Annotated in this window: 14 protein-coding genes; 2 read left to right on the plus strand and 12 right to left on the minus strand. The window is 43.2% G+C overall.

Going from position 1 to position 16584, the window contains the following annotated elements; genetic code table 11:
• Nucleotides 1-2: 2 nt before the first annotated feature.
• The 7 genes from AC4EHJ_RS06695 to AC4EHJ_RS06725 form a co-directional block, all read right to left on the minus strand.
• Nucleotides 3-347 carry a DUF3307 domain-containing protein gene (locus AC4EHJ_RS06695; protein WP_490974789.1) on the minus strand — a complete coding sequence of 115 codons (345 nt, stop codon included), beginning with the start codon at nt 345-347 and terminating at the stop codon, nt 3-5.
• Nucleotides 344-1495 carry an HD domain-containing phosphohydrolase gene (locus AC4EHJ_RS06700; protein WP_490974790.1) on the minus strand — a complete coding sequence of 384 codons (1152 nt, stop codon included), beginning with the start codon at nt 1493-1495 and terminating at the stop codon, nt 344-346. Before AC4EHJ_RS06700 ends, AC4EHJ_RS06695 begins: the two co-directional genes overlap by 4 nt.
• A gap of 265 nt (nt 1496-1760) precedes the next feature.
• Nucleotides 1761-1961 (minus strand): hypothetical protein, encoded by a 201-nt coding sequence (locus AC4EHJ_RS06705; protein ID WP_490974791.1) that lies wholly within the window; start codon nt 1959-1961, stop codon nt 1761-1763.
• Nucleotides 1962-2166: 205 nt separating this feature from the next.
• Complete coding sequence (locus AC4EHJ_RS06710; RefSeq protein ID WP_490974792.1) at nt 2167-4263, minus strand: S8 family serine peptidase; 2097 nt, start codon at nt 4261-4263, stop codon at nt 2167-2169.
• 239 nt (nt 4264-4502) lie between these two features.
• Nucleotides 4503-5543, minus strand: a complete 1041-nt coding sequence (locus AC4EHJ_RS06715) for a hypothetical protein (RefSeq protein ID WP_490974793.1) — start codon at nt 5541-5543, stop codon at nt 4503-4505.
• Between the two features lie 12 nt (nt 5544-5555).
• Nucleotides 5556-7016: an MBOAT family O-acyltransferase gene (locus AC4EHJ_RS06720; RefSeq protein ID WP_490975630.1), complete on the minus strand. Its 1461-nt coding sequence runs from the start codon at nt 7014-7016 to the stop codon at nt 5556-5558.
• Nucleotides 7017-7184: 168 nt separating this feature from the next.
• On the minus strand, nt 7185-8411 hold the full coding sequence (locus AC4EHJ_RS06725; RefSeq protein ID WP_490974794.1) for a nucleotide sugar dehydrogenase: 1227 nt from the start codon (nt 8409-8411) through the stop codon (nt 7185-7187).
• 322 nt (nt 8412-8733) lie between these two features.
• Here AC4EHJ_RS06725 and AC4EHJ_RS06730 point away from each other — a divergent pair, with 322 nt between their 5' ends.
• Complete coding sequence (locus AC4EHJ_RS06730; RefSeq protein WP_490974795.1) at nt 8734-9765, plus strand: acyltransferase; 1032 nt, start codon at nt 8734-8736, stop codon at nt 9763-9765.
• A 75-nt stretch (nt 9766-9840) separates the two neighbouring features.
• Here AC4EHJ_RS06730 and AC4EHJ_RS06735 read toward each other — a convergent pair whose 3' ends face one another.
• The 5 genes from AC4EHJ_RS06735 to AC4EHJ_RS06755 all read right to left on the minus strand — a co-directional run bounded on the left by AC4EHJ_RS06735 (nt 9841) and on the right by AC4EHJ_RS06755 (nt 14012).
• Nucleotides 9841-10914 carry an S-layer homology domain-containing protein gene (locus AC4EHJ_RS06735; protein ID WP_490974796.1) on the minus strand — a complete coding sequence of 358 codons (1074 nt, stop codon included), beginning with the start codon at nt 10912-10914 and terminating at the stop codon, nt 9841-9843.
• Nucleotides 10915-11249: 335 nt separating this feature from the next.
• Nucleotides 11250-12554: a glycosyltransferase family 39 protein gene (locus AC4EHJ_RS06740; RefSeq protein ID WP_490974797.1), complete on the minus strand. Its 1305-nt coding sequence runs from the start codon at nt 12552-12554 to the stop codon at nt 11250-11252.
• A gap of 31 nt (nt 12555-12585) precedes the next feature.
• Complete coding sequence (locus AC4EHJ_RS06745) at nt 12586-12951, minus strand: EamA family transporter (RefSeq protein WP_490974798.1); 366 nt, start codon at nt 12949-12951, stop codon at nt 12586-12588.
• Between the two features lies 1 nt (nt 12952).
• Nucleotides 12953-13312, minus strand: a complete 360-nt coding sequence (locus tag AC4EHJ_RS06750; RefSeq protein WP_490974799.1) for a DUF2304 domain-containing protein — start codon at nt 13310-13312, stop codon at nt 12953-12955.
• 10 nt (nt 13313-13322) lie between these two features.
• Nucleotides 13323-14012 (minus strand): glycosyltransferase family 2 protein, encoded by a 690-nt coding sequence (locus AC4EHJ_RS06755; protein WP_490974800.1) that lies wholly within the window; start codon nt 14010-14012, stop codon nt 13323-13325.
• An 866-nt stretch (nt 14013-14878) separates the two neighbouring features.
• Between AC4EHJ_RS06755 and AC4EHJ_RS06760 the strand changes: the two genes are divergently transcribed.
• On the plus strand, nt 14879-16411 hold the full coding sequence (locus AC4EHJ_RS06760; protein WP_490974801.1) for a C40 family peptidase: 1533 nt from the start codon (nt 14879-14881) through the stop codon (nt 16409-16411).
• The last annotated feature ends 173 nt before the right edge of the window (nt 16412-16584 follow it).

A 16584-nucleotide genomic window follows, 5' to 3' on the forward strand; every position in this document is an offset into this window, starting at 1 on the left:
TCCTATGAGATGGCGATGGCGATCGCCAGCACGATAATGTGGAAAATCTGGTCCGCCACGATCAGCAGCCATGGCTGTTCATTGTCCTTGACGGTCTGGACATGCTTGACCCAGAACTCCACAAAGGTCCTGCGGTCCAACACGATATGGCTGAAAAAAATTAGCGCCATCGCCAGCATCGATAAGCCGCCCGCTGCGGCTCCCATGGAGCCGACAATGATCGTATAAACCGTGACGTGCACCAAGAGCGGCAGCCAACGCGTCGCCTTATGCTGCGCCATCCAGCTCGTCTGCAGCAGAAAATCGCCGATTAAATGGCCTATCAATAAATATTCGAATTTCGTCATAATCCATAACCCCTTGTAATGTCACCAAATCCCTTCCCAACTTGGTAATCGCTTTCTTCCAAAACTTCTATAAAAGCATCCACCAACGCTGCATCGAATAACGTATCTCTGCAGCGAATCAATTCCGCTGCCGCTTCCCGCAACGGTAAGCCTTTGCTGTACGAGCGAGCTGTCGTCATCGCATCGAATGCATCCGCGATGCCGACAATGCGTGCGAACAACGGGATGTCGTCGCCTTTTAAAGCATCCGGATAGCCGGAACCATCGAGCCGCTCGTGATGGGAACGCGCCGTTGCAATCGCTTTGGCCATCGCTGCTTTCGGTTCCATATTGGACAGGATGCCCGCTCCGATAACCGTGTGGAGCTTAATATCCTCGTACTCCTTCTGCGTAAGCTTTGAAGGTTTCCTCAGAACATCGTCAGCGATGCCGATTTTTCCGATATCGTGGAGCAATGCCGCTTTGTACAGTTCTTCGCATTCATGGGCATCCATGCCGGTGCGCTGTGCAATCGCCATTGAATACCGGGCCACACGCTCTGAATGCCCTGCCGTGTAAGGATCGCGCGCATCCAGAATTTTCGCCAGCGTGCGGATCATACTCAGCAGCATGCGCGACACTTCGTCGAACATCTGGCTGTTATGCAGCGCGAGCGCAGACTGGCTGGCGAGAGCGAGCGCAATGCGCATATCCTGCGTAGAAAACAGCCCGCCGCCTGTTTTGTTCAACAGCTGCAGCGCGCCGAGCACATTGCCTTTCGCTGCAAGCGGCACCGTGATCATCGACTTCGTGACAAAACCACTTGTCGAATCGACACGGTTTGCCCATTTAGGATGCACCGCAGCGTCGTTGATCAATTGCTCAACGCCGCTCTCGACGACTTGTCCGACAATCCCTTCGCCCTTTGCCATCTCGAAATCGAGAATCTTCGAAGCCGATTCGCCGTGTGCAGCCACTGCCGTAATCACTTCACGGCCGGTATTGAACACCCATAATGTGCCCGCTTCTGCGCCTAGTACATTAACCATCTGCAACAGAATGTCTTGAAACACATCTTCAATCTCTATATTGGAATTCAATTGCTTAAAGGCCTCTAACAGGCTCATTAGCTCTTGAATCCGTTGTTCCAATTCCATTGTTTCTTGCATGTGATGCCTCCAATGGCGTATTTTGCGATTAAAAAGTCATGGGTATCATGTCCTTACCACTATTGTAACATGATTATTATAAATTTATTTATGTAAAATATTGTAAAATTATTCATTGCAAGTCTGCTAATAAAGTTCCCTTCAAGATTTGAAAATGGTGCCTATAATACAGGCTCGAGTACGATGTGTTAAATTCGCGGATTTTCAGCTGCTGTTGATTGTCGATATTGAACGGTGCCGTCAAGATGCTGTCGAAGCTCTCCGCTCAATTGTGGAAAAACAGCTCCATTTCATAGAAGCGCCCTTGCGCCGGGCTCTGCCTTTCCTGTAAATTGCGCATATTCTGCAAGGTGTTCTGAGCGACCACTTTATCGCCTCCGTCCAACTTTTCTATTAGCCGCCCAAGTTCTTGCGTGGGTGAAGCCGCATCCGTTTGCAGGTTCCTGATCGCCTCTTTTGTAGCCATATGAGTCTTCTGTCTAATCATAATTATGCTCACACCCTGTTTATCGCATTATAGGCTTTAAATCTTATATCGGCTGATGCTCCCTAAACGTTAATACCCATAAAGAAAAACCATCAACTTTTTTTGGCTATACTGCCCGTTTCAACAAAAAAAATCCCCCGGGCAATTCGGGGGATTTTTATCTGAATTGGCTGTTGCGTACAAATCAACTCTTCTTCAAAAAGCTATTATATATCCAACCGCTTTTCGTGCCATATTTGACCATGTACCAGGAGCCGCTCTTTTTCACATATGTGACGGTCTTGCCTTTTGGCACGACCATAACCACGCTGTTATTCAACGACGCGCCGCTGCGCATATTAACAGCGGAAGTTGTCGTATATTTCGTCGCAACGACCGTTGTTGAAGCCGCAGCGACTTTCACTATTTTTGCCGCACCTTTATTGTTTGCAGCGTCTACGGCATATACCGCAATCGAAGTGCCCGCTTTTTGCTTGGCAATTTTAATGGAATACGCGCCGCTTATCGCAACCGCTTCTCCCAGCTTCACTTTGCCGGCATAAGCGTAAACTTTTGCATTGGATTCCGCCTTGCCGGTGATTGCGAGCGAAGTGGATTTCACGGCATTGACTGTTGGAATCGCCGGTGCTGTTTTGTCCGCAACTTTCACTGTGGCACTTGCGCTTTTATTTTTCGCAGCATCGACTGCGTAAATGGATATCGTCGCTCCAGGTTTTTGCTTGGCGATAGGAATCGTAAACACGCCAGCTGTGGCAACCGCTTCGCCAATTTTCTGAGTTCCAATATACGCGAATACTTTTGCGTTCGCTTCAGCTTTACCTGCAATGCTGGTTGAAACGGATGACACCGGATTGACGGTCGGTACACTTGGCGCGAGTCCGTCTTTGACAATCACTTCTTTGTTCTTGCTGACAGTCCCTGCTTCATTTGTGCTGAAAACGAGCAATTTGGTGCCGATGGGCTGTTTGGGAATCGTGACTTTAAATCGGCCTGCGCTGTCCGCCAACCCTTGAGCCAGGACGGCGCTGCCAGATTTGACCGTTACGGTTGCAAGGGCTGCAGTGGTTCCTTTAACAGCCGTTGAGTATTGAAACACGCCAGAGACATAAGGCACCGGAAGAAAATCAATCATCAACGCTTTTCGGGCATTGACGCGGCCGTGGCCATAAAACGGATCTTTTCCAGTTACGCCGAGGTCGTCAGCTGTGGCATACAGCCGGTTTTCAATTTCAATATTGCTCAATGCCGGTTCGCTGCCTTTGATGAGCGCCGCGACGCCTGTAACCATTGGCGCAGCCATGGACGTGCCGTTCATGACGCCGTAAGTGCTTTTCGGCAAGGTGGAGTATATATTGCTTCCCGGTGCGGCAATATCAATAAATTTGCCGTAATTCGAGAAATTAGAAACTTTATCCAAAGATGTTGTCGACCCGACTGAAATGACGTTTGCATAGGAAGCCGGATAATAAGGGTTTTCGACTCTTTCATTTCCGGCTGCCGCTATAAGCACGATGCCTTTTTTATGGGCATCTTGAATCGCGGTATTTAATGCGTTGCTGTACGCATAGCCGCCCAGACTCATATTGATGATATCCGCACCTTGGTCCACTGCGTGGTAGATGCCTTGGATGATTTCAGACGTATAAGCAAACTCTCCGCTGAACACGTTGATCGGCATGATTTTTGTATCCGGGGCAATTCCGGAGCCGCCGATGTTATTGTTCATCGAACTTCCGATAATGCCCGCCACATGCGTGCCGTGAACACCGACACGGATGCTGCTGTTTTCTTTAACTGTATCAAACGGCATGATGATTTGGTTTTTCAATTCCGGATGGGTCACGTCGATGCCGTCATCGATGACGGCGATGACGACATCACCCGAACCGCGAGTTTTGTCCCAAGCCAACGCTGTTTCCACTTTTTGATGATGGTATTGCGATGTACTGACATGCGGATCATTCGGACTATAATTCAGCTGCACCAAATAATCGGGTTCTGCATGCTGAATATCGGCATGTTTTTCCAATTCTTCGATAAAAGCATCGACTGTTTGGTCTTCCGGAACTTCCACCGAAACCAGCTGGCCATTGCCTTGCGGGTCACTGGAAACCGTATCGGAATTCTTCAGATTAATGCTGGCGTCGTCTTTTAAAGTAATAATGACTTGATCTGTTTTTTCTTGCGCGGGTGCGGATAAATTATCATCATTTGCAAACGCCATTTTTTCAGTAACGGAAAAGAGCATCAAAACGGATAACGCCGACAGTATTTTCTTCACTAAGCATTCTCCTTCCAGCCCTTGAATTTCATTCGTAAATTTTTTCTTTTTTTACCTCTTTGACTCAGTTTATATCAAATTCCCATCAAGCTCTAGTGCAAAAGTGAACTTTTGTCTACTTTCTGATGAATATGCATAAAATTTATAGCGAAGATTTTAAAAAACGCCTACGCCTCAGCACTTTTCTTCAAAGTAGTGAAGCGTAGGTATTTAGTATTTGCTGAAATTTCATAGTTGCCTTAACTATTTATCCATACAGTCAGCTGTTCAAAATATTCGTCAATATTTTCTTTATCGACTTTCATGTAATAAGTTCCTTCGCCTTCACCGGTTTCCATCGCGCGAATCATACCATCCCCGACTTCAGGGTAGTAATGGAATAAATCCATCCAGTTTTCATCTTTTTGCGTCCATTCACTTGGAATCAGAAAAGCCGTGTAACTGCCAAAGACTTCGATGATTTCCCTTACGGATCGTTCATACGCGTTAAAAAAATTCGGATTTTTCAAATAGACTTTCAGGCGGGCTTCGTGCGCAACTTCCGAAAAAACGACAAAATTCGCAGTTGGATTGTCTCGCTTGATATTTTGTAATTCCTGTTTAAAGGAATCCATGTAATTCAACTCAGTTTTATAATCTGATTTATCGTACCGCTCTTTAAAAGCAATCTTTGCTTTTTCTAGCTTTGCATTTCCGTAGGTTGTTATGACTTGGTTGTCGCGCGTGTATGCGCGCTGCAACGGGTAATGATTGATTTTTGAAGTCTCATAATTCTTAAGTGATTTTTCCAGTGTATCTTTTGAAAACAAAGATGTATAATCCAAGATCCGGTCTTCCGCTTGCTCAATATAGCTTTCCGGCATATCACGCGCAACATCACTGTTAGCATTATACGCATTGAACGGTGCTTCCATATAAATGTTCTTCAGCTCTCCGCCATTCTTTTCTTTAGCGTAAGCGATATAGTCCCTATACTCTTTAACATGAAGCGAACTCAAGCCGTAGTTGAATACCTCATCTTCTTGGAAAGCATCTGTATTCATATATGTAACACGGCTTGTACCAATCAAAAGTGATTCAAATTCCGTTGACTCGTTTGCCAGCAAATTGGTTTTTTGAAGACGCTCTTCAAAACCGTTCTGGTAATCATTATTGGCATGAGCATGCTGGAAGTTCCAGTACGGATCAATATAAAAATTGAAGCCCATTAAGCCGAATACCGGTATAAATACAACTCCCATGCTAATTATAAACATTTGAAACCATTTCTTATAACTCAATTGCAGGCACTCCTAAAAGTTAAAGTATAAAAATTCACTATTCTTATGCAATACATACGTAACAAACATGACTGAGATGATGCATGCATTGGCCAACATCAAAGTTGAAACTTTCGGCTGAAAATCCTCCAGCAGCTGGATGGAATTCGGCAGAAGAAACGCCGCTGCCAAAAACAGCAGGATAAACGGAATTACAAACGCTGGATCTGCCAACAAAGGCAAAGTGAAAATCTCTAAAGTCGCCCAGCTCTCAGCAAACGCCAATGGTTCTGAAAGGTTTTGTTGAATGTTATTGTCTAACGTAAACATTTTTTCGACCAATGCATTTGCCTGCCCTACACTTTCCGCTCTGAAGTAAATCCAAGCGAAATTGACAAAGAAAAAGGTCAAGAGCCAGGACACTAGGTATGGCAGCTTGATTTTTGTTTTACCCCATAATCGGACAATGATGGAAGCTAGCCCATGGAGCATCCCCCAGATGATGAACGTCCAGCCTGCGCCGTGCCAAATGCCGCTCACGAGAAAAATAATACCGATATTGATATAAGTCCGAACTGCACCTTTTTTGCTGCCGCCAAGCGGAAAATACAAATAATGCGTTAAAAAACGATTTAATGTCATGTGCCAACGTTTCCAGAAATCCTGAATGTTTCGGGCTTTATATGGAGAAAAGAAATTCACCGGCAATTGGAAGTTGAATAATAACGCTAAGCCGATGGCCATGTCGCAGTATCCGCTAAAGTCAAAATACAATTGCAGTGTATAAGATAACGAGGTAATCCACGCTTCCACAAATGTCAGTGTTTCGACTTGCGCAAATCCATCATTTGCCCAGATTGCGAAAGTGTCCGCAATCCCCACCTTTTTAGCGAGGCCTATACAGAAGATGAAGATACCTTGCACAATGTGATGACCTTGAATGCGATACTTCGATTTGTCCTGGAACTGTGGAATAAGTTCATAATGCTGGACAATCGGACCCGCGATCAATTGCGGGAAAAAGGTGACAAACAAGGCGTAAGTCATGAAAGAATACTGCTTCGTTTCCCCGCGATATGTATCAATCAGGTATGCAATTTGTTGGAATGTAAAAAAACTGATTGCCAATGGCAGCAAAAAATTCTTTAATGGAAGATTTGCATCAAACACCCAATTCACGTTTTCCGCGAAAAAGTCATAGTACTTGAAATACCCCAACAACAAGACGTTTCCAATGATTCCAAGCGACAATAATGTTTTGCGCTCTTCTATTTCATCTTTTCGGTTCATTAACATTCCGAAGATAAAATTGAACAACATGGAACCGACAATCAACCCCAAATAAATTGGATTCCAGAAACCGTAAAACAGCAATGACGCAGCAAATAATGCGAATAACGCCACTTTATGCAGCCTTAATTTATGTAAGCCGAAATAAAGAAAGAACACAATCGGCAAGAAAAACAAAAGAAATTCAATGGAATTGAAAAGCACTTGAGTCACCTATATTCTACAAAATTTAACAACCTTCATATTATATTCATAAATTTCCCATTCGTCAATGAGTCCTTTTTTTATGCTAAAAGTCGACTATCCATGATTTTTTAATTCTACAAAAAGAAAAAACTGCCGAGAATTTCTCGACAGCCTGGCCTTTCCAATTTACAGTTTATATGCGCCTTCGAATGTGCAGATGTTTTTCGTATCCAACACGAGCTTGTCTTGGATCGTTGGCATATTTTCTTTGATGTGGTCATGCCCCACCATCACGACAAGCACCTCGATGTCATTCATGAATTCATCGAAGCCCATGTATTGGTTATCGACCATCTGTTCTTTGACAAACGGGTCAAACACTTTTACGCCGAACGCCAAATGTTCATCCAAAATCTCCAATAATTGCAGCGTCGGGCTTTCACGCGTGTCGTCAACGTTTTCTTTATACGCCAAGCCGTAAAGGCCGACTTTCGAAAGGTCGCTGATGTTGTTTTCTTTCATGATGTCGCGGATGCGCCCCAAAACGTGCGTTGGCATCGAGTCGTTGATTTTGCGGGCAGCTAAGATCAAGTTCGTCAAATCCGGATAGTCTCCCACTAGGAACCATGGATCGACCGAGATGCAATGTCCGCCGACGCCTGGCCCTGGCTGCAGGATGTTGACGCGCGGGTGCTTATTGGCGATTTTGATAATTTCGTACACATCGATATTATCCGTGCGGCAAATTTTCGCCAGCTCATTCGCGAATGCGATATTGACATCGCGGTACGTATTTTCAATAACCTTCGACATTTCCGCTGAACGGATATCCGTCAAGACGATTTCCGACTGGCAGAAACTTTCGTAAATCGCTTTTGCTTTTTCAGCGATTTCCGGGCTGTCTGCACCAATCGTACGGGAATTATGTTCAAGTTCATAAATCATATTCCCAGGAATGATGCGTTCAGGAGCATGCAGCAAATGCACGTCTTCCCCGATGGTAAAGCCTCTTTGTTCAATGATCGGGCGGATGTGGCGGTCGATCGTCCCTGGTGAAATCGTCGACTCAACAATAATCGATGCTCCTTTATCGCATACATCAAGCACATTATTGACGGCTGAAATAACGTATTTCGGATCAAGTTTTTTGTTTTCTTCTATATAAGGAGTCGGCACAGCCAAAATGTACGTATCGGCTTTTTGGTATTCCGTGCTGAAAGTCACACCGTTTGCCAATGCCGCTTGGAACAGTTCTTCCAATCCTTCTTCTTGGAACGTCAATTTGCCTTGGTTCAATGAATCCACCAATTTTTGGTTCAAATCTGTTCCTACTACTTGAACTCCACTTTTTGCCAGCATCAATGCTGTTGGCAGGCCAATATAGCCAAGCCCGATCACGTTTACTAATGACATGTGTTTTCTCTCCTTCTACTGCTATATGGGTCTCTAATGAGACAGATTGATAAAATGTTGAAGCTGAAAGTCCAAATTGATGCCTGATTTTCGCTTTGCATAAATCGATTATTCGACTGTAATGCTGTTTTTGATTTTTTGCAAGCCTCACATATTATAGCATAGTTTGTAAAAGCGGTGATAAGCCTGATTTTTATGTCAACTTCCCCTTCTAAAACAGCAGTTGACAATATTTTAATCATTCATATAGAATTACTGCAGTGTTTTAAATTATAACTGAATTTCACCGAAAAACTATGAAACAAGAGAGAAGGTAAAAGCTGTGAAACGCTTTTTGTTTTTTGATTGGCTGCGGGTCCTGGCAACGATTGCTGTAGTGACCATCCATATTTCCGCCATGTTTATCACTGCCAATTATTTCGACGGCAAGTCTTCTTGGCTCGCTGCAAATTTCTTTGAATCGTTCACCCGCTGGAGTGTCCCTATTTTTGTGATGATCAGCGGCGCCTTGATTTTGAGCGACCAGCGCGAATATACCTATAAATCTTTCTTGGTAAAACGGATCAGCAAGATTTTCATTCCCCTTCTTGGTTGGAGCATCCTGTATTACGTGTTTTACTTTATCCAAGGCAGAGTTGAACTGAATCCGATTCAATTTGTTTCAAGGTTCTTGAATAACGGCATTTCTGTCCATTTCTGGTTTATCTACATGCTGCTCGGCCTAACGCTTGTCAGTCCGTTGATCAAGCTGATGCTGAAGAATGCCACACAAAAGGATTTGACTTATTTTCTCGCTCTGTGGTTTTATGCATCTGTCATTTCGCGCGTACTCGAAAATATGTTCAGCATCACTTTTAACATGGAGCTGTTTTTCGTCACTGATTACGTCGGCTATTACATCCTGGGCTATTATTTACTGACGTACGAACTTCCGCTGTGGTTGCGCAAGTTTCTGTACTTCGGCCTCGTCGCCGGATTGCTGTCGACTTTCGCCGCTACATATTTCTTGACCGTCAGAGCGGACGGAGCGTTCCAGTCATTCTGGTACGGCTACCATTCACCAAATGTAGTGCTGGTGAGCATCGGATTATTCGTATTGTTCAAGCACAGTAAAATTTTCAACGGCCAAAAGCTTCCTGCTGTTCCGAACCTGTTAAACACCGCCAGCTTCGGTATTTACCTGGTGCATATGATGGTCCTCAAATTCTTCGCAGATTTTCTTCCGCAATTTTGGCTGACTAATTCCCATGCAGCCATCGCCATCCCTTACCGGGTCCTGGTAACAGTGGTGATCAGTACTGTAATTGTCTTGATCATGAAGAAAATACCGGTAATAAAAAATTTAACTCCTTAAAAATTACGCAAAAAAGACTGCGCGCCGCTTCCTATTCGGAAACGGCGCGCAGTCTTTTCTTATGTTTTACACCAGCTATTTCGTTTGTTTCTTAACACTCACCAATTCAAAAACCACCCGGCCTTTTTCATCAACGGATTTTATCGTTGAGAACCCTGGTGCCATATAATATTTAAAACCGGTTTTCGTGGTCACTTCGGTGGCATTGGTAAATGTTTTATAACGCGTTTTCACTGTTTTATTGACAGCGGTGATCGTATTGACATTCGTTTCATCACCCATGCCGGTCGTGAATTTTTTGCCCACTTTGACAGGATACGCGAGGGCCAGATCGTATTCAGAATACGGATAAGCGAAAGCGAATAAATGATAATCCTCAAATTCCATGTAATTATAGACTTCCCCATCGGCTTTCACTGTCCACATAAAGCCGAATTTCAAGCCGTCTCGGTCTGGCACATCCTTGAAACGGTGGACTTCTGTCGAGCCGTTTGGCCGCACATACGTATAAACCTTTGTTTTGTCTTTTTGGTATGAATGCTTGATCACGGCATCATTTTTGAATTTCGGCTCCATGGCCCGCGCCATGAAAGCTGCAAATTCTCCGCGCGTCATCTTCGTTTTCGGGCGGAATGTGCCGTCTTTATAGCCTGTCGTTATATTGGCTGCGAGCGCTTTTGCAACCCCTTCAGCCAATGCAGTATTTGGCTGAACATCTTTGAACTTTGTATTAAACGTGAACGGCAGTTCGAACGCACGCGAAATGATCAGCGATGCTTCCCCACGGTTGACAGTTCCTTCCGGTCTGAACGTACCGTCTTTATATCCCTTCAAATAACCTGCTTTCGCGACTCCCGCGATGAAGCCGCTCGCATAATATTTTTTCTTTACATCCTTGAACGGCGTGTCTTTTTTCCGGCCATCCAAGCCTTTCATCCGTCCTATCATCACCGCCGCTTCTGCCCGGGTAATGAGCGCGTTCGGACGGATTTTCCCGCCGCTCCCTTCTTTCATGATGCCTTCTTTTATCAAATACTGAATTTCATCATAATACTGATGTTTTTTTGACAGGTCTGGAGCAGCCTGAACGCTTGAGACCACCAGAAATAATGCCAAGACAATTGCGATAGGAGCCAATAATTTTTTCACTTTGTCACCCCTCTGATCATAAGTCTTTCTTGTCTCCATTTTACCCCATTCGCAACTGTCAAAGCTACATAAATGTCTAATTATTCAGATTATTTTAGCGTTTATTTTCTGAAAACCATAAGAAATGAGGTGCCCCAAAAGTAATTTGGAGCACCTCATTTGCGACGAAGCTAGCGCAGCGTTGCAGGGACAGGAGCAATAGTATTCCCTCTTCGCTAAGTTAGAATAAAGGGCTGTCCAATAAGTCTGTTATTCGACTTATTGGACAGCCCCATTGATTTCACAAACCTATCTCAGATGCCTAAACTCGTTTTAGGGGTCTATATTCTTTTGTTTTATTCATTCGAAATCGAATTGAATTTGCCTTTTCGATTTTGAAAATATGCATATACTTTCATTATGAGTTTAGAAATCACATACATTGCTGTCGCGATTCCAATAAACAAGATGAACATAAGTGGCTGGTTGTATCGCGGGAATGCAAAATAAATCGAGTTGAGGCCCGTATTGTAGACAATGATGCTGATAAGCAGGACATACTCTTTCCAGCGATGCCGCATGAACAATAACGCGAACAAAGACAAAAGTGCCCAATCGACAATATGCTGGTGAATGTTATTGATCACCGACTTGGAAAAACCGTAGATTTCTATCCAATAAAACTGCTTCTCCCATTGGATCTTCGGTTTTAATTCCAAATAGGTTCTTAAAAATGATTCTCTGTCGTCAGCCCACCAGATGCTTATCCGTTCTTTAGCAAGTTCATCTTGTGCAAGCAAACGATAGTATGCATTCTGGTCTTTGTATTGTTCCTTAATCTTTTCGAACTCTTCTTGATAAGGCTCTCCGTAATTTATGCCCGCCCCTTGATAAGTTCCCAAAAGCAAGGGGTTTCCCCCTCCCCCAGTCAGCGGGATGAAATCTCCGAAATGCACATAATTTCTTGCCCACCATGGACCAAGTATGAGTAACAGCATGATCGCTGCCACAGCAAACTGCTTGAGCCCAATTTTTATCGGATACTTTTTCAAGATAAAGTAAAGCAGGAGCAGAACTGGATAAAGCGCGAACGTAGCTTTGAACATAATAACGGCTAAATAAGACAACATCAAAACAAAGAAGTATTTCCAGTTGCTTGGTTCATTTGCAAGCTTAATCGAATAATAGACAAGCAGAAACAGCGCAAACATGAAAGGCGCCTCTGTGATGAACAGATTATCCGTCAGGATTTGCGGAATGAAAACAGCGAGCATCGCAGCTGATAACAAGCCGATGAATTTATTGCCGATAATCTTCCCGATCTTATAGACCATGAATAGATTGATCGTACCAAAAATAATAAAAATTAATTTTCCTATTAAAATGCCGAAGCTTCCTTTGCCGAACAAAAGAAAAATAAATGCCAGCAGAAACGTCTGTCCTGGCATAATGTGGACAGTTGGCATGTCCGTTTGGTGATACGTCAGCATACCCGTTTCGAGCAATGTCAAAGCACTGTTCACATAACCCATATCATCGCTGTCGAGTGATAAATCACTTCCGTATTTGACAATCACGCCAAGGCGCAATAAAAACCCAACGACTAAAATAAGCGCTAGCCAATAATTTGATTTGATCAGTTCGAAAAGTTTTTTATTCATTGATAGAGTTCACATACTTTCCAAGTCATGATTAAGCAGCCGAAGAAAAACCGATAAAAGAAACACCGATCATAATCAATAACACCCCGATGATTTTCATGGGGGACAGGGGTTCATTGAAAATATAAAATGCGCCAAATACCGCAAAGACATAAGCCAGGCTTTGCAAAGGATAGGCAACGCTCAAAGGAACGCGCGTCAAGATGAAGAGCCACAGGACCGTCGCAAAACCGTACATTGTCAGTCCTGTTAATATGTATGGGGAAAACATCAATTTGATGATTTCCCCTATTGAAGAAAAACTGCTTTCCTTGTTGACCATGCCAAATTTCCATAAAAACTGGCCTGAAACGAGGATCAGTGTATTCAGCAAAATGAGTATATAGTTAACCAACATGCTAATTCTCCCCTTTTTTTATCTCTTCCTGAATCTCATCTAAATATTTCATCGTGTAGGAGAGCTGCTGTGCAATTTGTTTGATCTGCGTCTGTTGCTTGGTAATGGTTGTCGTTTGAAACACGAGCATGGTAAGAATAATTAAAAATGCAAGTACGAAAATGAGTGACGGCATGTATTCAATCCCCAACCACTGCGCGACTGTGTCCATTACAGGCAAAAATAAGGCAATCATTAACCCGCTAAAAGACAAGATCAACCAAAGAAGCGCTTGCTGATCCTGCAGTTTGTTTTTGGATGTATAAAAAAGCACTTGAGCCAGAAACAGAATGGCCACTATGATAGAAATTCCCTGAACCATAAATAACCTCCTAAAACACTGACCGTACCAGTGAAATATACGTCACTTTGAACATATAATAAATTGATTTTTTCGGCGTAATCGATGACTTGCCGCCTTGGCGCTGGTTCATTTCAACTTTGATTTCTTTTATTTTAAAATTCCTTCTAGCCAAATTCACCAGCACTTCCACTTCTGGATAATCAGTTGGGTAATACTTCGTGAACGATTCGATGACTTTCCGATTGACGATGCGGTAACCCGATGTCGGATCGGTAATTTTCATTCCGGTTAAAAGGTAGATGAATTGATAAAAATAATAAATCCCAATCCTCCGCGTCAAACTGCCTCTGTATGCACTTTTCTCTACGAACCGCGAGCCGATGACCATGTCATAATCCGTCTCCCTGATTTCTTCAATCAAACTCAGCAAATCATCAGGATTATGCTGGCCATCTGCATCAAGTTGGATTGCGTAGTCATAGCCGTGGTCGAGCGCATATTGATAACCTGTTTGCATGGCTCCGCCAATCCCCAGATTAATAGGCAAATCCATGTGATTAAATCTATTTTCATCAAGCAATACACGGGTTTTGTCCGTAGAGCCATCATTGACGACGATATAATCTACGAGTGTAGCAGCTTTGATATTTTTCACAGTTTGTACAATCGAGTCTTCTTCATTATAGGCAGGAATTATGACAATTACTTTTACAGACAACTTTAAACCTCCCTACTAGCAATAGATAATGTAAATACCATGAACTTATTCATAATACATAAAATTTACTTCAATTACCATCAAATCTTGCCTTAATATGTTAAATTCATGTGATTTAAATCTGTATTTCTATTCCTTTTTTTACATTTTTTCATTTAAATGCGCAGAATATACGAATCTCGATTTTCCAAAAACAAAAAGCTTTCATATTCCGCTTTTGAACTTTGCAATCATGGAGAACAGCTTCTCGGCTAGTGCCGGATAAAACCGGAATAGTGCCTGTTATCTTCTGGCTAGTGCAAGATGAGCCTCAGACAATGCCGGATAACTTGAGAACCTTCTTTCCAAACCCTCAGATGGATTGCATTTCGCAGAGGCGAAATGCAAAGTGCACGAAAAAAAGCCTCAAGCAGCCAGCAGCTGCTTGAGGCTTTTCTATTTCCTCTCTTGAACTTGGATCGTGGAGAGATGCTTTTCTATTAGTCCGCAATAAGTTCGGAACTGGGCCTGTTACCTGCAAAACATCGCTTGTTAAGAGAAAATCTTTTTCCCCAAAATTAAAAAAAGCTCGCATCTGCGAGCTTTTGAACTTCCATGTAAAATTCTATCTCTTTAAGAAGTCTATAGACGAATGGGACGAAAAGTGACAATAATCACGAAATTCTATTTAAATATACGAGATTAAATACCCAATTAGTAATTATCAGATAACACAAAAAAGGGCCATACCTCCCAGTTGTCACACAAACGTAACAGTACTGCAAAGAAAATGACATTGTTAAATCATATGTACTTCCATATAGTTTACAAAGAGAGATAAAAAATTATTAAATACTGGAAATAATTACAGAGATAGGGGAATTATAATGAGAAAAACTGTGTTAACAATCATATCAGCTAGTGCTTTATTATTATCGACTCTACCAAATAATACCCATTCGGAGCAATTGCTAAACATTGCTGCTCCAAATTTATTATTGAGCGAAACCGCTTATGCTTTTGAAAACTCTCAAAGGGATTTAGTCATTGATTTAAATGGAGCTTCACAAAAAGTTTCAGAAGTCGCTTATTCTTATGCTACTGCTAAATCTGGTTCGTATACGTTAAAATACAACACCAATGTCCGTTCAGATGCAGGCACAAAAAATAGAATCCTGACTGTCGGTAAAAAAGGCGCTGCGGCTACCGCAACCCATCAGAAAAAAGTCGGCAGCCAAGTCTGGTATAAAGTGAAAGCCAGCGGCAAACATGGCTGGGTCTTAAGCACATTGCTTTTGCCTAAAGCCTCTGCGGCTTCAGCAACAACTGCCGTTTCTGGATCGTATAAATTAAAATACAATTCAAACGTTCGGGCAAATGCTGGCACAAACTACAAGATTGTTACTTATGGAAAAAAAGGCGCCACGGTCAAAGCAACCGCTTCTAAAAAAGTCGGCAGTGCTATATGGTACAAAGTTACAGCCAACGGCAAAATCGGCTGGATCCTCGGTACTTTATTGACGAAAACAAGTGTTGCGGCTAAAGCACCCGCTAAAGCGGCAGTGGCAACAGCAGCTGCTTCAGGTACATACAAAACAAAATACAACTCCAACGTCCGCGCAAATGCAGGCACGAATTACAAAATCGTTACATTGGCCAAAAAAGGCGCTACTGTTAAAGTAGCTGCTTCTAAAAAGGTTGGCAGCGTCACGTGGTTCAAAGTGACAGCCAACGGCAAAATCGGGTGGATTTCAAGCGCATTGCTGACGAAAACAACCGTTGCGGCTAAAGCACCCGCCAAAGCGGCAGTGGCAACAGCAGCTGCTTCAGGTGTTTACAAAACAACTTACAATTCCAACGTCCGCGCAAATGCAGGCACGAATTACAAAATCGTTACGTTGGCCAAAAAAGGAACTACCGTCAAAGTGTCTGCTTCTAAAAAGGTCGGCAGCGTCACGTGGTTCAAAGTGACAGCCAATGGCAAAGTCGGATGGGTTTCAGGCGCATTACTGACAAAAACAACTGCGGCAGTGGCGAAAGCATCAAATGGCGTCTCCTCTACTGCTTCCTCTTCAGAGATCACATCAACTGCATTATCCCTTAAAGGCGTGCCTTACCGTTTCGGTGGCACAACACCTGCTGGCTTTGACTGCAGTGGATTTATCCAATACGTTTTCAAGCAAAACGGCAAATCCGTCTCGCGTACAACATTGACGCAATTTGCGGAAACGACAACGGTCTCTTCTCCGAAGCCTGGAGATTTGGTATTTTTCGCTAACACTTACCGCCCTGGCATTTCCCATGTCGGCATTTATATCGGCAACAACCAGTTCGTCCATTCTGGCGGAGCGAAAGCAGAAGTCAAAAGCTTGAATGACGTTTATTGGGGACCAAAATTCCATAGCTTCAAACGTTTTTAATCAGCGCCAGCAAAAGTCGAAAAAATACTTCAAGCCCATCACAAACCGGAACGGCCATTTTTAAGGCCCGTTCCGGTTTTTTTGTTTGTCGGCATTTACAATCCTCGTACAATGCCGACACCTTTTCTTCACAATGCGCCGCTACACTGGAGGAAGAATTATAAACGAAGAGG

This window comes from Planococcus sp. TJ-301, assembly GCF_058268475.1.